Genomic DNA, 17,433 nt, shown 5'->3' with positions numbered 1-17,433 from the left:
AGTGAAAGTTCCTGGTTGAGGTCCCTATTTACCGGCTTTGACGCAGACCGTCGAGGGCGGCGTCGAGTAGCTCTTGAGATCGGTCGCCCCGGTCTCATCGCAAGCCGTATCGCCCGAAGTGCCGTCGATGACCTTCACAACCTCCGCGTCCTTCGTGGGATCCGAGCACTCCACCTTCTGATACGCCACGCTGTCGGCCAAGAAGTTCTCGAAGCAGTCACCCTGCCTGGCGTTGATCATCATGCAGAGCTTGGACGAGGAGAACGTCCGGTCGACGGTCAGCTGGTCGTACTCGCCCTGAGGGCAGGCATCGCCGCTTCCGGCCTTCGCGCCGAGCTTCGTGTTGGCCTCGTTCGAACCGCAGTCCGCCTTCGCCGGTTCGGCATCGACGTCGCCGAAAGTGGTGACCGCGTAGCAGTCGCCCACCACGGTGCCGTCCGCGCTGGAGAGATACCCGGTGACCCAGGTCGCCGCGCTGATCACCACGATCGCGACCGGCACCAGGATGCCCACCCAGAACCACATCGAACGTTTGCGCTCGGTCATGTCAGCAGAGTATTCACCGACACGGAAAAGGGCGCCCCGATCGCTCGGAGCGCCCTTTCGCGGTGAACCTGGATCAGTCGCTGTGGAAGTACGACAGCAACCGCAGGATCTCGAGGTACAGCCAGACGAGCGTGGTCATCAGGCCGAAGGCGACGTACCAGGACCACTTCGACGGCGTGCCTTCGCGGATCATCCGGTCGGCCTGGTCGAAGTCGAGCAGGAAGCTGAACGCCGCGACACCGATCACCACGAGGCTGAAGATGATCGCGATCGGACCACCGTCACGCAGCGGGTTGAAATTGAAGAAAAGGCTGGTGACGAGGTTGACCAGCATCATGATCGCGACACCGACCACGGCGCCGATGATCCACTTCGTCAACTTCGGGGTGACCTTGACGGCACCCGTCTTGTAGACGACCAGCATCGCGATAAAGACACCGGCGGTGCCGACGATCGCCTGCAGCGCGATACCGGGGTACAGCGCTTCGAAGAGGCCACTGATCGCACCGAGGAAGACACCTTCGACGGCCGAATACGCCAGCGTGAGCGGGCCACTCGGCATCTTCTTGAAGATGATCACCAGCGAAATCACGAGGCCGACGATCATCGAGCCGACCAGCGCAGCGATCACGGCACCGGGGATGCCGAGGATCTTGCCGGACGCCGACATCGGGATCTGGCTGATCGCCCAGATCGCGGTGAGCACACCGGTCACCAGCGCGGTGCCGAGGCTCAGCGCCGTCTTGATGACGACGTCGTCGACGGTCATCGGACGGTCGTCGGCACCGGCGGAGGTCTGCGGAGGGCCGTAGCCGGGCACGCCGCCCTGGGGTTGGTTGAAGCCTACGTTGGGTCCGTACTCCGCCGCGCCACGCGGCAGGTTCCGGAACGCCGGGTTGCTACTGGATCGCACCTGATCCTCCTGGATCTACTGGCACCTGCATCGGGTTCAACGACCGCGGGGGCCGCCCGGTTCCCGTCGAAGTAAAGACGACTTTACTCACATTCGACACGGGGCCCATCCCCCACACCGTATGCGGCGGCGATCACGACCGTTCACCGATACCCCACCTGATGACCTCTTGCCAAAACCGCTGATCACAGGCCACCCTGCACGATGCGTGTTCGGATAATCACCGAAGGCGTGTCGGGGAACCTATCGATCGTGTGACCTGCATCGACGTAAAGGCGCCGGGGCAGGGCACGGCCAAAGGAGTCAACACACCATGGGGTGGACAACACGCCCGAGCGTGCGTTCGCGCGCCTTGACCAGCCTGATCGCGACGTGCCTGCTGGGCGCGCTGTCCACCACCGTCGCGGCGACACCGGCCTCTGCCGACCCGAAACAGGGCGTCGGCCACGCCGTCACACCCGGCCAGCCGTTCGGCGGCCATGACCAGGCCAGCGATTGGCTCGGCTCCTACGTCGTCAACGGCAAGCACGTGTTCTGCGTGAGCTTCCAGCAGAAGGCGCCGGACACGAACGAGGAGTACAAGCCCGGCGACGAACTGCTCGACAAGTGGGGACAGAAGCTGCCGGAGGACATCGCGGCCAACATCTCCTATCTGCTCCTCCGCTACGGCGGCACGCAGGACAACGCCGAAGCCGCCGCGCTCGCTCACCTGCTCCATTCCTGGACGGCCAAGCCGCGGTCCGACGCCGACACCAACCCGGAACTGCCTTCCAACAAGATCGGCTACAAGATCCAGGACCATCTCGACAAGCTGAAGGCGCAGCACCCTGCCGCCGCCACGGCCGTCGTGAAGCTGACCAAGGACGCTGAGGCCAACCGCGGGCCGTGGACCACCGCGATCGCGCCGCCGAAGGAAGACCAGCACATCGGCACCGCGGGCGAGTGGACGATCAGCGTCAAGAACGCCAAGGGCAAGGGCATCTCCGGGGTGCCGGTGAAGCTCACACCGTCGAACGCGACCGTCGAAGGCGGCGAGACCACCAAACCCGCGTCGACCTCGACCGCCAAGGCCGAGAAGGCCGCCACGGTGAAGACGGGCGAGGACGGCACCCTCACGGTCAAGGTGACACCGACCGGTGACCAGCCGAAGCTGGCCAGCACGCTGTCCGCCCCCGCGGACCGGCCGTACGTGCAGTTCCCGGTCGACACCGGTGTGCAGAAGGTCGTCTCGACCGGTGGCGAGAAGGAACTGAAGGCCCAGGGTGTCGCGGTCGTCTCGAAGCCGGGCAAGGTCCAGGTGACCAAGGTCGACACGAAGACCGAGAAGGGCATCGCGGGCGCCGCGCTGCGGATCACCGCCAAGGACAAGACCACCGCGGCCGTCGGCCACGACGGCAAGCCGCTCAACGGAGCCGACGGCAAGCCCGCCGTCGTCACCACCGAGGGCGAGACCGGGACGGTCACGGTGGAGAACCTGCGGACCCCGCAGGAGATCTGCGTGGTCGAGGTCAGCGCACCGCCGGGCTACACCAACGCGTTCGACCCGAAGAATCCGCCGTCCGCCTGCGGCGAGGTCAAACCGGGTGAGACGCTGGCGCTCAAGGTCGCCAACACGCCCAACGAGGTACCGCGCACCATTCCCGCCGGCGACCAGCCGGTGGCGATGATGCAGGGCACCGTCGAGAACTCGGCGTCGACCGCCGGGATCCTCGGCGTCGGCGCGCTCGCGCTGCTCGGTTCGCTGATGGTAGGCATGGCCGCGCGGCGGTCTTCGCGACGCTAAGAGGGTTCAGGAATGTCTGTACGACGCGGGTTCGCGCTGGGAGCCGTCACGGTCCTGTGCGCGGACCTCGTCGCGGCCTTGATCGTCTGGCCGCCGACGACCGTGGTGACGGGGACGGCACAGCCCGCCTCCGTCTCCGTCGCGGGCGGTGCCCCGGCGGCGCCCGCGCAACAAGAAGTCCCGCCTCCGCCGGAGATCGTCCCCACGACGCCGCCTCCCGCGCCGCCGCCGTCGTCGTCGAAGGAACCCGAAGCCCCGAAGCCGCAGGGCCCCGGAACGATCCGGTTGCCCGCGGGCGGCGCGGCGAAGCTGATCCGCAAGGAACTCGGGCCGGGCGCGGAGCTGCCGGTGCCGGAGAATCTCGGCGAGGTGACCTGGTGGGGTGCCGAGCTGAGTTCGGCGACCGGGGCGAGCGTGTTCGCCGGGCACGTGAACTGGAAGGGCGCGACAGGTCCGTTCGCGGAGTTGTGGACCGAGCGGATCGGCGGCGCCGTCACCGTGGTCGACAAGGCGGGTAAGTCTTGGCGATTCAAGGTTTCCCAGCTGATCACGTTGAAGAAGAACGAGCTGCCGCAGCGGGCGGACGAGCTGTTCGGCCAGTCCGGTCGACATCGGATCGTCCTCGTCACCTGCGGCGGCCGCTGGGTCGGCGGGGAAACCGGCTACGCCGAGAACCGGGTCGTCATCGCCGACCCGGCCTAGCTACCCGCGAGTAACTTCGCGGGTGCCGTGGTGGTCAGCGCCGTCGTGATGCAGCAGAATGCCGGTGGACGCGGGCGAGCACGGTGAAGGGTGAAGCAGATGGCGACTTTTCTGGTGACCGGGGCGACCGGACTGATCGGGCGCCAGTTCACCCGGTTGCTGCTCACCAGGGAGGACGTCGACAAGGTCGCGCTCGTCGTCCGCGCTTCTTCGCGGGACAAGCTCGCGAAACTCGTGAACGCCTGGCCGCATCCGGAACGCGTCACCCTCGTCACCGGTGATCTCGGCGAGCCGCTGCTCGGGGTCGGCGAAGACGACCGAGAGAAGCTTCGCGGAGTCGATCACGTCGTGCACCTCGCCGCCCTTTACGACCTCACCGCCGACGATGAAGACAGCATCAAGGCCAACGTCGAAGGCACCGCGCAGGTGATCGCGCTCGCCGCCGAGCTGAACGCCGGCCGCCTGCACCACGTGTCCTCGGTCGCCGTCGCCGGAGACCACGAGGGCATGTTCACCGAGGAGATGTTCGACGTCGGCCAGCGGCTCGTCACGCCGTACCACCGCACGAAGTTCGAAGCGGAGCGCCTCGTGCGCGAGCAGCAGGACGTGCCGTGGCGGGTGTACCGGCCCGCGGTCGTGGTCGGGAACTCCGAGACCGGCGAGATGGACAAGATCGACGGCCCGTACTACCTGTTCCCCGCGATCAGCAGGCTGGCCGGGCTGCCTGACCTGCCGATCGTCGGCCCCGACCTCGGCGACACCAACGTCGTCCCGGTCGACTACGTCGCCGAGTCGCTGAACGCCCTGATCACCACGCCGGGCCTGGACGGACGCGCGTTCCACCTGGTCAACCCGGAACCGCAGCCGGTCGTCTCGGTCTACAACGCCTTCGCGAAGGCGGCCGGCGCTCCGACGATCTCCGTGCAGCTCAACGAACGGGTGTCCAAGGGCATCGTCAACCTGGTGAAACTGAGCGAGCACATCCCCGGCTTCACGATCGCGCGCGACGCCGTGATGGAGCGCCTCGGTATCCCGCCGGTGCTGCTGGAGACCATGGCGTTCCCGTCGGTGTTCTCGTCGGCGTCGACGCGCAAGGCGCTCATCGGCTCGGGCGTCGAGGTGCCCCGGATCGAGGACTACGCGCCCACGCTGTGGCGCTACTGGCGTGAACACCTGGACCCGTTCCGCGCCCGCAAGCACGGCCCGCGCGGCGAGCTGGACGGACGGCGCGTGATCATCACCGGCGCGTCGTCGGGGATCGGCCGGGCGACCGCGATCAAGGTCGCGGCCGCCGGTGGGGTGCCGCTGCTCGTGGCGCGGCGGCAGCACGAACTCGAAGAGGTCCGGGACGAGATCATCGCCGCCGGCGGTACGGCGTCGGTGTACCCGGCCGACCTCACCGACGAGGAGTCGGTACTCAAGGCCGTCGACGCGATGCTCGCCGATCACGGCCGGATCGACATGCTCGTCAACAACGCAGGCCGGTCGATCCGGCGCTCGATCAAACTGTCGTACGACCGGTTCCACGACTACGAGCGCGCGATGGCGATCAACTATTTCGGTGCGGTCCGGCTGATCCTCGCGGTGCTGCCGCAGATGTCCGAGCGGAAATTCGGGCATATCGTCAACGTCTCGTCGATCGGCGTGCAGGGAATCGCGCCACGCTTTTCGGCGTATGCGGCGTCGAAGGCCGCTTTGGACTATTTCTCCCGGATCGCCGCGACCGAGACCCACGGCGACGGGATTACGTTCACGACCATCCACATGCCACTCGTGCGCACGCCGATGATCCGGCCGACCAAGATCTATGACGCGTTTCCGACGAAATCGCCGGATCAGGCCGCGAACATGGTGATGAAGGCGTTGAAGGAACGTCCGAAGCACATCGGCACGCCTGCCGGGCAGGCCATCGGGCTCGCCTACACGCTCACGCCAGGACTCACGGATGCGGTGGCCTACCAAGGATTCCGCGTGTTCCCGGACTCCGCGGCCGCGGGTGGCGGCGGCGGGCTCAAGATCGGGAAGGGCGAGCAGCATCTGTCCCGAGCCGCGATGACCCTCGCCCGGCTCAGCCGCGGCTTCCATTGGTGACACTGCGCACACGGGTGGCGGCCGTTCAGGTGAGGGACAGCAGCTGAGGGCAGACACACGTCGGTGAATCACCAAGCCTGACAACGGCGACGCCGGGTACGCAGGTACCGTCGTGACCATGGTTCCCGAGCGAGACAACGGCCTGTTGCCCCTGCGGCGCGAGTACACCCAGGCCTGGCACGGCTTCGACCGGAACGAAGTGCGCCAGTATCTGGATCATCTCGAAGCCCAGCTGCATCGCGTGATCACCGACCGCGACGCCGCGATCGCGCAGGCGACGTCGGCCTCGCGCGAACTCGAAACCGTGCGCCACGAGGTGGCGAAGCTCAACGCCAGAGTCGAGGAGCTGAAGAAGCCGCCGGAGCGGCTCGAAGACCTCGACGAGCGGATGCAGCGCACCGTCACGCTCGCGCAGGCGCGCGCGGAAGAGGTCACGAAGCGCGCCGAGGTCGCGGCCGAGAAGCATTGGGCGTCCTCGAGCGAGGCCTCGAAGAAACTCCGTGAGCGCTACACGCGGCTCGTCGCCGAACTGGACAAGCAGGCGGACGCGCTGCACTCCGAGCACGAATCCGCGCTCGCCGAGACGCGGGCCGAGGTCCAGCGACTGACCGTCGAGGCCGCCCAGCGCCGGGAACTGCTGGACAACGAGGCCGAGCGCAAGCGCCGCAAGATCGAGCGCGAGTTCGACCAGACGATCACGGCTCAGCGCACGTCGCACGAAAAGCACATCGCAGACCAGCAGACGGCCAGCAAGAACCAGGCCGAACGCCGGATCGCGGAGGCCACCGCGGAGGCCAAGCGCCGCGTCGACGAGGCGACGACCGAGGCCAAGCGCCGACTCGACGAGGCCACCACGACCGCCGCCCAGCGCACGACCGCCGCCCAACGGAAGGTCGAGCGGCTGGCGGAGATTCGCGAGCAGGCCCGCAAGAGCCTGATGCAGGCCGACGAGGTCCTGAAGGGCAGCGAAGCGATGCTCGCGGCCCTGCCCGAGGAGTCGGTGATCCCGCACGCTTCGAAGCTCGTCGGCGGCGACAGCAAGCCCGAGGGGACGAAGCCGGCGGGCAAGCCCGCCGAACCGCCCGCGTCGAAGGCCGCCGCTCCGGCTCCGGCCAAAGCCGCTCCCGCCAAGCCCGCTTCTTCGGCGCCCGCCGCCGCTGCGCCGAAGAACGGACAGAGCGAGCAGAACGGTCCGAAGTCGAACGGGCAGAAGCCGTCGCCCGCCAAAACCGGCTCCTGACCAGCGCGAAGTAGCAGGGGACCTTTGCTATCACTCTCTTTTGGAGAGTGATAGCAAAGGTCCCCTGCTCTCTTTCCAGGGTCAGGAGGCCGTGGTGCGGGGCCAGGGATTGGCCGCTTCGAGCTGGGCGGCGAGGCCGAGGAGGAGCGCTTCCCCGCCGGGGGCGGCGACGAGCTGAACGCAGGCCGGGATCCCCGAGGGGTGCACGCCGACCGGCACCGACATCGCCGGATAGCCCGCGAGATTCCACAGCCCGGCGAACCCCGCGACCCGCAGGGACGGCAGCGCGTTGGCGATCCATCGGCTTTCGTGCCACGTGCGGGCTTTGAGCGGGAGGCTCGCGAGCATGGGCGTGACCAGGACGTCGTGCTCCGCGAAGAACTCCTCGGTGCGCTCCAGCCATCGCTCACGGGTGCTCTCCCGAATCCGAGAAGCCAGGAGGCGGCCGAGACGGACATGGGTACGCGTCCGCGGCTGGAGCGCTCGGAAGTCGAACTCGGCCGCTTGTTCGGCCGGGCCTGCGGCCCAGCGCGCGACGATACCGCCGATGGCCCCGGGGTTGTACCGAGGTGTTCCGGACGCGACGGTGTGCCCGGCCGCGCTGAACAGCTCACCGGCCCGCGCGACCGCTCGGCCGAACGCCCGCGGCAACGGCGCCGTGGCCAGCGGGGCCCGGGTCGACAGGGCGATGCGGGACCGCTTCGGGTCGGCGAGGTCCGCCAGGCCGGGCTGTTCGGCGAGGACCGACATCAGCACGGCCGCGTCGGCCACGGTGGTCGTCATCGGACCGTGCGTGGACAGGCCGAACCAGCCGTTCTCCCCCGGCACGCGGACCACGCCTTTACCCGGTTTGAGACCGACGATCCCGCATATGGCGGACGGAAGCCGGATCGAGCCCAAGCCGTCGGTACCGTGCGCGATGGGCACCAGCCCGGCCGCGACGGCCGCGGCACTACCGCCCGACGAACCGCCCGCGGCGTAGGACGGATTGCGCGGATTGCGCGCCGTCCCGTCCGGATCGTCACTCGACGGCCAGACACACAGCTCCGGCACCCGGGTCAGGCCGATGATCACCGCACCGGCGGCACGTAGCCGCCGCGCTATCTCACCGTCCTTTGTGGACACCGTCGACGAACCCGCACGCGATCCCCAGGAGGCGTACTCGCCCTTGACCGGAGCGACATCCTTGACCGCGATCGGCACTCCCGCCAAGGGCAGGTCGGCCAGGTCCGCGCGTTCGGCGACGGCGGCGGCCTCCGCGAGTGCCTCCTCGGCCCGGACCCGGCGGAACGCACCGACCACCCCGTCCACCGCGGCGATCCTGGCCAGCGCCTCCCGAGTCACCTGGACCGGGTCGAGTTCCTTGGTACGCACAGCCGCCGCGATTTCCACTGCCGTCTTGACCATCCCCGCACTGTAGATCGGGCGGCGAAGATCAGCTGCGCGCCAAACAGGCGAACTTCGCCGAGCCCGGTTCGAACGCCGGGAAATCGGTGCAGCCGTCAAGCCGTGCGCCGTAGTAGACGTCGTGGTCCGCCGGGGCAACCGGGGCGCGAATCGGTCCGGCAGGTCCGGGTTCCGCGGATTCAGCTCTTCTATTCGGCCGGGTTGTGCAGCGGCAAGATCACGGAACTCCTTCCCTGTGTTTCGGGCGACGGCACGCACCTGGTGCTTTCACCGGGGTTGGCCGGCGAACTGGAGATCGCCAAGACTCGGATCCAGAATCAGATCGCCTTGCTCACCACCTTTCTGTCGGTTCCGGAGCGTGTCCTGGCCGCGGCCAACGGGGACCGACACCGCCGAGGTACCGGTTCTTCCCCGGCCCCCGCCTGGCGGCACCGGGGCTTCCATATCTGACCTTCATGGCTCCCGCTGGAAACTCGGGTCGCGACCCATCAACCCGAGCAGCCTGTCCTGCAAGGGCGCGTCGTCGGGCACCTTCACTTCGGGGCCGAAAACGACGATGCCCGGTCCGAAAGCACCCGGGGTCCTCATCTCCTCGGAGATCGCCTGGGCGCCGGGCCACATCCGGGCGACCTCCTCGGGGTCGATCGTGTCGTCCTGGCCGGTGGCACGGGCGAGATCCCAGCCGTGGACCACCAGGTCGGCACTGACGACCTGGTCGATGTGTTGTTCTGCCTTCACCCTCCCCATCGGCGTTTCGTGTTCGGTGGCGGCGAGCACGGGATCGGCGAAGACGGCTTCGACAGCGGCCCGGGCCGCCCGGAATGCGCCGAGCGGGTCCGTCAGGAGCGCCGGCGCCGGTCCGAGTCCTCGTCCGAGGGGACGCAGCATCGCTCCGTGCATGTCGACGATGTGCCCGACGACATCCCTTGCGTTCCACCCTTCGCAGGGGGATCTGTTCTCCCACTGCCCGGCCTCGACGGCGGCGACCTTGCCCTCGAAGGCGTCGGCCCGGACGCGATACCGGTCCGCGATGGCGTTCATCTCGTTCACGCCCCCGCCGGGACGGCCACGACCTCGGCCAGTTCGTCGAACCCTTCACCGACGCCCCGCTCCATTCCGGATTCGAGCACGGCGTCCCGGATCCGCTTCGAGCCGTACCGCAGCACCTGCGTCAGAGTGGTGACGCCGTCGTGTTCGACCAGCGTCAGGGTCACCAGAACCTGACCTTCCGAGGCGTCGCAGTCCTCGTTCGTCTCGAGGGAGACGAGTTTTTCCGGACGACTGATCTCCTGGTAGACGCCCCGCAGGACCATCTCCATCCCGCCGCCGTGGCGCAGCAGGTAGCGCCATCCGCCGCCGACCCGCAGGTCGATCTCGCATTCGACGACCTCGCAGTCGCGCGGGCCGAACCAGCGGCGCACCAGCTCCGGTTTGGTCCACGCGTCGAACACGAGTGCCCTCGACGCGTCGAAGGACCTCGTCATGACGATCTCGAGATCGCCGGCTTTCGCCACGCTGAGAGTGCGTCCCATCGTGCTGTTCCTTTCCGCTCGTGCGGTGGTCAATCGGTCTCGTCCCGGCGTTCCGGATGCCGCAGTTCCTCGTCGAGGACGAGGTCCAGCTGGGAGAAGGCCTCGTCCCAGTGGCGGCGGTAGTCGCCGAGCCATTCGTTCGCGTTCTTCAGCGGCTCGGCCACCAGACGGCAGGGGCGACGCTGGGCATCACGTCCCCGCGCCACCAGCCCCGCCCGCTCCAGCACTTTCAGGTGTTTGGAGATGGCGGGCTGGCTCATCGCGAACGGCTCGGCCAACTCCGTCACAGTGGCCTCGCCGCAGGCGAGCCGCGCGAGGATCGCGCGGCGAGTGGGGTCGGCGAGCGCCGCGAAGGTGTCATCGAGCAGATCTTGGGCCACGGTCGCCCGCCTTTCAGTTCTCACGAGTCCAGTTCTCACGATCGTTCTCTCACGTCCCGGCAGCGAACGGCCGTCAATAACCTTGCGGTTCCATAACCATGTGGTAATCTACGACGGAGCAGATCGAGTTGTCAAGCACGAACAGCGGGTTGACGAGGGAGAACACGGGATGGAGAGGAGGTGGGGCCGAGGCCCGAGCTTCGCGAGCACGAACAAAAGGGCACGCGAGCGCGTATTAAAGGGCAACTGGCGTTACCGTCGGTATCGGCATGGACGACGAACGAAACGAGCTGATGAACTCCGGGCGACCGAAGACGACGAAGCGATGGGCGGCCGTCATCCTGGGAGCGGCGGCCGTTCTGGCCACCAGCGTGCAGTGCGGTACGGCGAGCGAACAGGCCGGATCGGCACAACCGGCGGGGACGGTACCGCCGCGCGGCGACACTGTTTCGAGCCCGTCCAGCATCAGCCCGCCCACTCCCTCGCCGTCACCGAGGGCGGAGCAGGCACCTGCTCGGGGCTGCGAAGCCGTCATCGCCGGGATGAGCCCCCGGCAGCGGCTGGCCCAGCTGATGGTGGTCGGCGTGAACGCCGGCGATCCGCAGGCGGCGGTGAAGCTGGTGCGCGATCAGCAGATCGGCGGGATCTTCCTCGGCGGCAACGAGACGGCCCTGTTGCGGAACCGCGCGCTGGACGAGGTGCAACGGGCCGCGAAGGTCCCGGTGTCGGTGGCGATCGACGAGGAAGGCGGCCGTGTTCAGCGGATCGACGCCCTCGACGGCGATATGCCGAGTGCCCGGAAAATGGCCGCGACCATGACTCCGGCACAGGTGCGGACGAAGGCCGCCGAGCGGGGCAAGCAGATGCGGGCCCGAGGCGTCACCGTCGACTACGCGCCCGACGCCGACATCACGGACCAGCCGGACCGCGACATCGTCGGTGACCGGTCGTTCGGCGCGGACCCCGAAGTCGCGCGTAAATACGTCCTGGCGTTCGCGCAGGGCTTGCGGGACGCCGGGGTGCAACCGGTGCTGAAGCACTTCCCCGGGCACGGGCACGCCACCGGGGACTCTCACAAGGGACTGGTGCGGACGCCGCCGCTGGCCTCGCTGCGGAAGGTCGACCTGGTGCCGTACCGCGACATCGGCGAGTACGGCGAGATCGGCGTCATGGTCGGACATCTGGACGTGCCCGACCTGACCGGCGGCACGCCGTCGACCCTGTCGGCGCCGGCGTACCGGCTGCTGCGGACGGACTACGCGTTCGACGGCCCGGTGATCACGGACGATCTCGGGGCGATGAAGGCGATCACGTCGCAGTACCCGCTGCCGACGGCGGTGCTTAAGGCCTTGCAGGCTGGAGCGGATCAGGCGTTGTGGTCGTCCGGCGGCAACGTCGACACGGTGCTGACCACGGTGGAGAAGGCGCTCGCGTCCGGCGAGCTTCCGGCCGCCCGCGTCGACGAGGCACTGACTCGGGTACTCGCGGCGAAACAGGCTTGCGGCTGATCGGCCGCGGGTACGGCACGGTGGTCACGCCGACCACTCGGCGGGATGACGTGAACAGCGGTCCGAAAACTCAATGAACACGATGCCGACCAGGCCGGTGCCGGGAGTGACCCTGATCACCACCCCGCCGCCCGATCAAGAAGGATCGCGTGCCTGGTCCCACGAAGTACCTACACCGTCTCGCGCTGACGGCAGCCCGCCGCTGCCGGGGCTGAGCCTGCTGGCCGCACCGGTCGCGTCGGCCGCCCCGACGCCGATCGATCACCCGGTGCCGACCACCGGCTGTCATCGTCCGTCACCGGTGCCAGCCGGGACGACGGCACTGCGGACCTTGACGTCCGGCGGCCTGGTCCGCGAATACACGGTGCACGTTCCCGCGCGGTACCGGCCGTCGCGGCCGACCACGCTGGTGTTGTCGTTCCACGGCCACAAGCGAACGTCGAAGTATCAGGAGGACCTGTCCGGGTTTCCGCGCCTGACGCGATTTCCGTCTACTCGCAAGGCCTTCCGGGCACCGACGGCGAATCGGCCTGGACTGGCGCGCCTTACTCGGCGGCCGCCCACGACGTACTCTTCACCAGCGATCTGCTGAACACGCTTCAGCGGGAACTGTGCGTCGACTCCCGCCGGATCTACACGACGGGCAAATCGAACGGTGGCGGGTTCGTCGGCTTCCTCGCTTGCCGGATGCCGGGCCGGATCGCGGCGTTCGCCCCGGTCGCCGGCGCGTTCTATCCGCAGGGCGGCGAGTGCGACCCGTCGCGCCCGGCGCCGATTCTCGACTTCCACGGCACCGCCGACACGACGATCCCCTACACCGGGAATCCCGCCAAAGGCCTGCCGGCACTCCCGGACTGGCTCGCCGGGTGGGCGGACCGGAACGGCTGCTTCCCACACCCGATCCAGTACTCACCGAGGACCGACGTCACCGTCCAGCGCTGGCTCGGCTGCTCGCTTCGGCACTACCGGGTCGAAGGCGCCGGGCACGTCTGGCCGAGCACGACACCGAACAACGACTCCGCCACTCCGACCGTCATCAACGCGACGCCGGTCCTCTGGAACTTCTTCCTCACCACCGGCTGCGTTGAAAACCGTCGTTTTCCTTGCCGGACCCGTCCACCCGGCGCTACCGTCGAAGTGACCGGATGACCAGATAAGCAAATTCGGTCATGAAGTCAGAGACTGGGAGCGTACGTGGAAGAACGTCCGGACCGCACCGCCGGCCGCGCCGATCGCATCCTCGACGCGGCCGGCGTCCTGCTGACGCGGCTGGGCTATCGCAAGGTGACCATCGAGGACATCGCGAATCAGGCCGGCGTCGGGAAGGGCACGGTCTATCTGCACTGGCGCGCCAAGGAGAACCTCTTTCACGCGTTGCTCCTGCGTGAATCGCTCCGGGCCGCCGAGAGTCTTATCGATCGGTTGGACGAAGACCCGGCGGAAGTCATCCCGCATCGGTTCCAGCGGGCTGTCTTCCTTTACACCCAGCGAAATCCGTTGCTGGGCGCGCTCATCACCGGCAACACCGAACTGCTGGGCCGGTTGGAAAAAAATCCCTTGCAGGATCAGGACACGGTCGTCACCGAGCGGTACCTGAAAACGATGACCGACCGGGGACTGCTGCGCGACGACATCCCGGACCTGCTCTTCACCCTGCGCGCCTCGGCGCTGGGGTTCTACCTGATGGACAGCTTCACCACCGACGGCACCGGCCTCACATCCGAGGAGAAGGCCGACGCTCTCGCGCACATCATCCGGAGGGCGTTCGAGCCGCCGGAGCCGCCGTCCCCGGCGAATGTGGCCGCTACCGCGGCCGAAGTGATCCAAGCGTTCCGGGAGCTGGTCTCGTCCTATCGCGCCTGGATCTACCAGCAGGACGGCATCGAGGAGCCCGTCTGACCCGAGCTCTTCCACCACGAGAAGAAGGGGGCAAGCCATGACCACGATCGCCGAAACCTGGGGCGTCCACGAAAGCCAGTTCTGGCTTCGAGGCGAATTCCCGGCCGACCCGGTCCGTTTCGATCCCGAGGCGGGCATGTGGCACGTCTACGGCCACGCCGAAGCATTGAAGACCTTGAGTGATCCCAAGTTGTTCTCCTCCGACACCGCCCGCCTGATCCCCAAGGAGATGTCTCCGGACAAGGATCAATTCACCGAAGGCAACCTGCTCCAGATGGACCCGCCGGACCACAAGAAGCTGCGCACGCTGGTGAGCCACGCCTTTACCCCGAAGGTCGTCGCCGATCTCGAACCGCGGATCGCCGCGTTGACGAACGAACTCCTCGACGCCGTCGATGGCGCGGACTCGATGGAACTGGTGAACCACCTGGCCTATCCACTGCCGGTGATCGTCATCGCCGAACTGCTCGGTATCCCGGCGAGCGATCGCGATCTGTTCAAGGAATGGGTCGACACGTTGCTGAACAACAGCCAGCAGCTGTCGCTGCTCAAGCAGACGGAGGAGGACAAGAAGGCCGCCGAGGAAACGAGTGAGCAGCTGAACAACCTGGTGGACTACCTCTCCGAGCACGTCGACGACAGGCGGCGGAACCCGCGCGAGGACCTGCTGACCAAACTCGTCGAAGCCGAGGTCGACGGCGGGAAGCTGACTCGGAACGAAGTCGTCAACTTCGCGAACGTGCTGCTGCTCGCCGGGCATATCACCACCACGATGCTGCTCGGGAACACGGTGCTGTGCCTGGATTCCCATCCGGACGAGTACCGGCGCGTCCGAGAGGACCGTTCGCTGCTGCCCGCCACCATCGAGGAGTCATTGCGTTTCCTCAGCCCGTTCGCGCTCGTCGCGCGCGCCACGACGGCCGAGGTCGAATTGGGCGGCCGGACGATCCCGGCGGACAGCATGCTCTTCGTCTGGGTCGCGGCGGCGAACCGGGATCCGCGCGCGTTCACCGATCCGGGCAAGTTCGACCCGGCCAGGAAGCACAACCCCCATCTGGCCTTCGGCCGCGGGATCCACTTCTGCGTCGGCGCCCCGCTCGCCAGGCTCGAAGGCAAGACGGCGCTGAACATCCTGCTGGATCGGTTCCCGGACCTGCGCACCGACCCGGGAACCCCGCCGTCGTTCATCCCCAGCCCGAACATGACCGGGGTGAACGAACTCCGGCTGCTGCTGAAGCCCTAGCGGACGGCGAACCGGGAGGCGAGCGGGATTACCATTCGCGGGATCCGCTTCCCGGGTGTGTACCGCAGTTCGGTGATGTCACCGTTCGGCACGGGGTAGGTGTCGGCGAACGTGCGGAATCCGCGCATGGCCTCGCTGTCCGGGGTGGTGGTCCCGGTCAGCAGTGACCACATGACGGCGCGGATGAAGAGCCCGTGCGTGAAGACGGCGATCGGCCCTGGTTCCCGTTCTCCCACCCGTGCCAGGAATTCCTGGGTGCGGGCGACCAGCCCGGCGAAGGATTCCGCGCCGTTCACCGCGTGGTGCGGATCGGCCCGGTCCCAGTAGGCCTCGGTGTGCGGTCTGCGGATGGCGGTGGTGGTGACCAGTCCATGGAGTTCGCCGAGAAAGGTGAACTCCTGGACAGGCCACTCCTCGCGTTCCGCGCCGGGGAACCGCTCGATCGTCGGCTCGGCCGTCTGCCGCGCCCGCAAGAACGGTGACGTCACGATCAACCGGGGCGGTTCGGCCCACGATTCCGCGACCTCGACGGCTTGCCGTCTGCCGAGTTCGGTCAGGGCCGAAGCCCCCGGCTCACCGCCGGGAAGGCCCGCGTTCGTCTCGCTTTCGCCGTGCCTGATCAACCACACCCGTGCCACGATCGCCTCCTAGACCCCGTGTGCACCGACGATCGCATCGCGTGGGGTCCGCCGCGACTTCCAGGATGCCGTGCTCACCGTGGAAGCAGGCGCGGTTCTCAGCGGTCGAACTGCCCTGGCCTGCGTCCCTCGCCCGCGGGACCGCGGTACGCCTGCGCGATGTCCAGCCAGTGGTCCGCCAGCGCTCCTTCGGCACGGACGTCGAGGTCGTCGCGGTGGCGGCGCCGCGTGACCAGCAGGCAGAAGTCCTCCGCGCTGCCGGTGACCCGCTGCCGCGAGTCCTCGGGACCGAACGTCCACAACTGCCCGGATGGCGAGGTGATCTCGAACCGGAATTCCTGCTCCGGCGGGGTCAGGCCTCGTGCCTCGTAGCCGAAGTCCCGCACCCGGACGGCGAAACCGACCAGGTACGCGAGCCGGTCGGTCCGTTCCGGGCGCACCCCGAGCGCGTCCGCGACGTCCTGGCCGTGTGCGAACAGTTCCATCATCCCGGCGCAGGCCAGGATGGCCGGCGGCAGCGGGTTGACCAGCCACGGCACGACCTGGTCCGCCGGGACGGCGGCGAGCGCCTTGATACCCGCGTCGCGTTCGGCGCGCCACCGGCCCAGCACCACCTCGTCGGGATCACCGAGGTAGTCGTCGAGAGCCGCGTTGACGGCGGCGTCGAACCCGCGCGCCATCGAAGTCTTCGCGAGTTCGACGAACTTCTGCGGCTCGGCCGCGGCCAGCCCGGCGATCTTGAAGATGAAGGAAAGGTGAGCGATCTGGTGCTTGACCGACCAGCCGACGGCGGGCGTCGGCGACGCCCAGCCCGCGTCGTCCAGATCGGCCACCAGGGCGTCGACCTGTTCACCTTCCGCGGTGAGGTCCTTGATCACGTTCCGGAAATCAGTCACCGTGCCGTCCTCTCGCCGTTTGCACCCTCTCCGATGATGCGGACGCGCCGTGCCGTCGTCTTCTCCTCACGAGCCCGGCGGAATTTCGAGCTTGATTCTGGAGCCGGGTCCAGGTTCTACCCTCGAATCATGCGAACCGACGCGACGCCGGCGGCGTTGACCATCTCCCAGGTGACCTCCCGGGCCGGCGTGCGACCGGACACCGTGCGCTATTACGAGCGCATCGGCCTCCTTCCCACGCCGGCGCGGACGACCGGGGCGCATCGGCGCTACGACGAGGACGTCATCGACAGGCTGCGGTTCATCCGCGGCACCCAGCGGCTCGGGCTGACGCTGACGGAGATCGGCGACCTGCTGAGCGTCCGCGACACCGGGGTGTGCCCCTGCGAACCCGCCGAAACCATGTTGGAACGCCATCTCACCGAGATCGAAGCGGAGATGACGCGACTCGGCGCGCTGCACGCCGAACTCACTTCCATGCTGTCCGGGATGACCGGCGAGAACTGCGCCGATCCCCTTCCCGGCGCATGGTGCCCGCCTGACCGCGAACCCAAGGGAGGAGGTGGATGACCATGCGGATCGACGACTGGTGCGACTGCGACTGCTGCGGCACCGGCTGCTGCTGACCCGCTTCGGCGGGACCGGCCGGGCTTGA

At 67.9% G+C, this 17,433-nt stretch carries 16 protein-coding genes and 1 pseudogene; 9 read left to right on the top strand and 8 right to left on the bottom strand.

All coding sequences use genetic code 11. From position 1 onward, the window contains the following. Window positions 1-24 precede the first annotated feature (24 nt). Window positions 25-546, bottom strand: a complete 522-nt coding sequence (locus ACM6LR_RS13615; protein WP_414939857.1) for a hypothetical protein — start codon at window positions 544-546, stop codon at window positions 25-27. 73 nt (window positions 547-619) lie between these two features. Next, a complete protein-coding gene (locus ACM6LR_RS13610; protein ID WP_414939856.1) occupies window positions 620-1,459 on the bottom strand; it encodes a Bax inhibitor-1/YccA family membrane protein in 840 nt (279 codons plus the stop codon). Window positions 1,460-1,772: 313 nt separating this feature from the next. Between ACM6LR_RS13610 and ACM6LR_RS13605 the strand changes: the two genes are divergently transcribed. The 4 genes from ACM6LR_RS13605 to ACM6LR_RS13590 all read left to right on the top strand — a co-directional run bounded on the left by ACM6LR_RS13605 (window position 1,773) and on the right by ACM6LR_RS13590 (window position 7,275). Further along, window positions 1,773-3,242, top strand: a complete 1,470-nt coding sequence (locus ACM6LR_RS13605) for a SpaA isopeptide-forming pilin-related protein (protein ID WP_414943901.1) — start codon at window positions 1,773-1,775, stop codon at window positions 3,240-3,242. Window positions 3,243-3,254: 12 nt separating this feature from the next. Continuing rightward, a complete protein-coding gene (locus ACM6LR_RS13600; RefSeq protein ID WP_414943900.1) occupies window positions 3,255-3,944 on the top strand; it encodes a class F sortase in 690 nt (229 codons plus the stop codon). Between the two features lie 99 nt (window positions 3,945-4,043). Beyond that, window positions 4,044-6,035, top strand: coding sequence for an SDR family oxidoreductase (locus ACM6LR_RS13595; protein ID WP_414943899.1), 1,992 nt, complete (start codon window positions 4,044-4,046; stop codon window positions 6,033-6,035). A gap of 118 nt (window positions 6,036-6,153) precedes the next feature. Further along, window positions 6,154-7,275 carry a cell division protein DivIVA gene (locus ACM6LR_RS13590; RefSeq protein WP_414939852.1) on the top strand — a complete coding sequence of 374 codons (1,122 nt, stop codon included), beginning with the start codon at window positions 6,154-6,156 and terminating at the stop codon, window positions 7,273-7,275. Window positions 7,276-7,356: 81 nt separating this feature from the next. On the opposite strand, the gene ACM6LR_RS13585 is transcribed toward ACM6LR_RS13590, so the two are convergent. The 4 genes from ACM6LR_RS13585 to ACM6LR_RS13570 all read right to left on the bottom strand — a co-directional run bounded on the left by ACM6LR_RS13585 (window position 7,357) and on the right by ACM6LR_RS13570 (window position 10,594). Next, the gene (locus ACM6LR_RS13585) at window positions 7,357-8,682 is read right to left on the bottom strand and encodes an amidase (protein WP_414939851.1); all 1,326 of its coding nucleotides are present in this window, start codon (window positions 8,680-8,682) and stop codon (window positions 7,357-7,359) included. Window positions 8,683-9,135: 453 nt separating this feature from the next. Next, window positions 9,136-9,723, bottom strand: coding sequence for a TIGR03086 family metal-binding protein (locus ACM6LR_RS13580; RefSeq protein WP_414939912.1), 588 nt, complete (start codon window positions 9,721-9,723; stop codon window positions 9,136-9,138). Between the two features lie 5 nt (window positions 9,724-9,728). After that, window positions 9,729-10,214, bottom strand: coding sequence for an SRPBCC family protein (locus ACM6LR_RS13575; RefSeq protein WP_414939850.1), 486 nt, complete (start codon window positions 10,212-10,214; stop codon window positions 9,729-9,731). 29 nt (window positions 10,215-10,243) lie between these two features. Beyond that, window positions 10,244-10,594 carry an ArsR/SmtB family transcription factor gene (locus ACM6LR_RS13570; RefSeq protein WP_414939849.1) on the bottom strand — a complete coding sequence of 117 codons (351 nt, stop codon included), beginning with the start codon at window positions 10,592-10,594 and terminating at the stop codon, window positions 10,244-10,246. 269 nt (window positions 10,595-10,863) lie between these two features. On the opposite strand from ACM6LR_RS13570, the gene ACM6LR_RS13565 reads away from it, so the two are divergent. The 4 genes and pseudogenes from ACM6LR_RS13565 to ACM6LR_RS13550 all read left to right on the top strand — a co-directional run bounded on the left by ACM6LR_RS13565 (window position 10,864) and on the right by ACM6LR_RS13550 (window position 15,244). After that, the gene (locus ACM6LR_RS13565; protein ID WP_414943898.1) at window positions 10,864-12,102 is read left to right on the top strand and encodes a glycoside hydrolase family 3 N-terminal domain-containing protein; all 1,239 of its coding nucleotides are present in this window, start codon (window positions 10,864-10,866) and stop codon (window positions 12,100-12,102) included. 149 nt (window positions 12,103-12,251) lie between these two features. Then, window positions 12,252-13,190: pseudogene (locus tag ACM6LR_RS13560) on the top strand (alpha/beta hydrolase family esterase). A 106-nt stretch (window positions 13,191-13,296) separates the two neighbouring features. Then, window positions 13,297-14,001, top strand: a complete 705-nt coding sequence (locus ACM6LR_RS13555; RefSeq protein ID WP_414939847.1) for a TetR/AcrR family transcriptional regulator — start codon at window positions 13,297-13,299, stop codon at window positions 13,999-14,001. A 37-nt stretch (window positions 14,002-14,038) separates the two neighbouring features. Beyond that, the gene (locus ACM6LR_RS13550) at window positions 14,039-15,244 is read left to right on the top strand and encodes a cytochrome P450 (RefSeq protein ID WP_414939846.1); all 1,206 of its coding nucleotides are present in this window, start codon (window positions 14,039-14,041) and stop codon (window positions 15,242-15,244) included. On the opposite strand, the gene ACM6LR_RS13545 is transcribed toward ACM6LR_RS13550, so the two are convergent. Both ACM6LR_RS13545 and ACM6LR_RS13540 read right to left on the bottom strand, forming a co-directional pair. Next, on the bottom strand, window positions 15,241-15,882 hold the full coding sequence (locus tag ACM6LR_RS13545) for a histidine phosphatase family protein (RefSeq protein WP_414939845.1): 642 nt from the start codon (window positions 15,880-15,882) through the stop codon (window positions 15,241-15,243). The two genes, ACM6LR_RS13550 and ACM6LR_RS13545, sit on opposite strands and share 4 nt — an antisense overlap. A 98-nt stretch (window positions 15,883-15,980) precedes the next feature. Then, entirely contained in the window at window positions 15,981-16,778 is a 798-nt protein-coding gene (locus ACM6LR_RS13540) for a TIGR03084 family metal-binding protein (RefSeq protein ID WP_414939844.1), read from the bottom strand. Window positions 16,779-16,907: 129 nt separating this feature from the next. Here ACM6LR_RS13540 and ACM6LR_RS13535 point away from each other — a divergent pair, with 129 nt between their 5' ends. Then, window positions 16,908-17,348 (top strand): heavy metal-responsive transcriptional regulator, encoded by a 441-nt coding sequence (locus ACM6LR_RS13535; protein ID WP_414943897.1) that lies wholly within the window; start codon window positions 16,908-16,910, stop codon window positions 17,346-17,348. Window positions 17,349-17,433 lie beyond the last annotated feature (85 nt).

The organism is Amycolatopsis sp. cmx-11-32, assembly GCF_047608695.1.
In the GTDB taxonomy this organism is placed as follows: domain Bacteria; phylum Actinomycetota; class Actinomycetes; order Mycobacteriales; family Pseudonocardiaceae; genus Amycolatopsis.
Note: the sequence above shows the minus strand (reverse complement) of the source record. Positions and strands in the feature narration are given on the sequence as shown.

Coding starts and splice junctions, on each gene's coding strand:
- ACM6LR_RS13575 (WP_414939850.1), bottom strand. CDS start 10,214: ATGGGACGCACTCTCAGCGTGGCGAAAGCCGGCGATCTCGAGATCGTC.
- ACM6LR_RS13565 (WP_414943898.1), top strand. CDS start 10,864: ATGGACGACGAACGAAACGAGCTGATGAACTCCGGGCGACCGAAGACG.
- ACM6LR_RS13615 (WP_414939857.1), bottom strand. CDS start 546: ATGACCGAGCGCAAACGTTCGATGTGGTTCTGGGTGGGCATCCTGGTG.
- ACM6LR_RS13550 (WP_414939846.1), top strand. CDS start 14,039: ATGACCACGATCGCCGAAACCTGGGGCGTCCACGAAAGCCAGTTCTGG.
- ACM6LR_RS13535 (WP_414943897.1), top strand. CDS start 16,908: ATGCGAACCGACGCGACGCCGGCGGCGTTGACCATCTCCCAGGTGACC.
- ACM6LR_RS13585 (WP_414939851.1), bottom strand. CDS start 8,682: ATGGTCAAGACGGCAGTGGAAATCGCGGCGGCTGTGCGTACCAAGGAA.
- ACM6LR_RS13590 (WP_414939852.1), top strand. CDS start 6,154: ATGGTTCCCGAGCGAGACAACGGCCTGTTGCCCCTGCGGCGCGAGTAC.
- ACM6LR_RS13600 (WP_414943900.1), top strand. CDS start 3,255: ATGTCTGTACGACGCGGGTTCGCGCTGGGAGCCGTCACGGTCCTGTGC.
- ACM6LR_RS13595 (WP_414943899.1), top strand. CDS start 4,044: ATGGCGACTTTTCTGGTGACCGGGGCGACCGGACTGATCGGGCGCCAG.
- ACM6LR_RS13580 (WP_414939912.1), bottom strand. CDS start 9,723: ATGAACGCCATCGCGGACCGGTATCGCGTCCGGGCCGACGCCTTCGAG.
- ACM6LR_RS13605 (WP_414943901.1), top strand. CDS start 1,773: ATGGGGTGGACAACACGCCCGAGCGTGCGTTCGCGCGCCTTGACCAGC.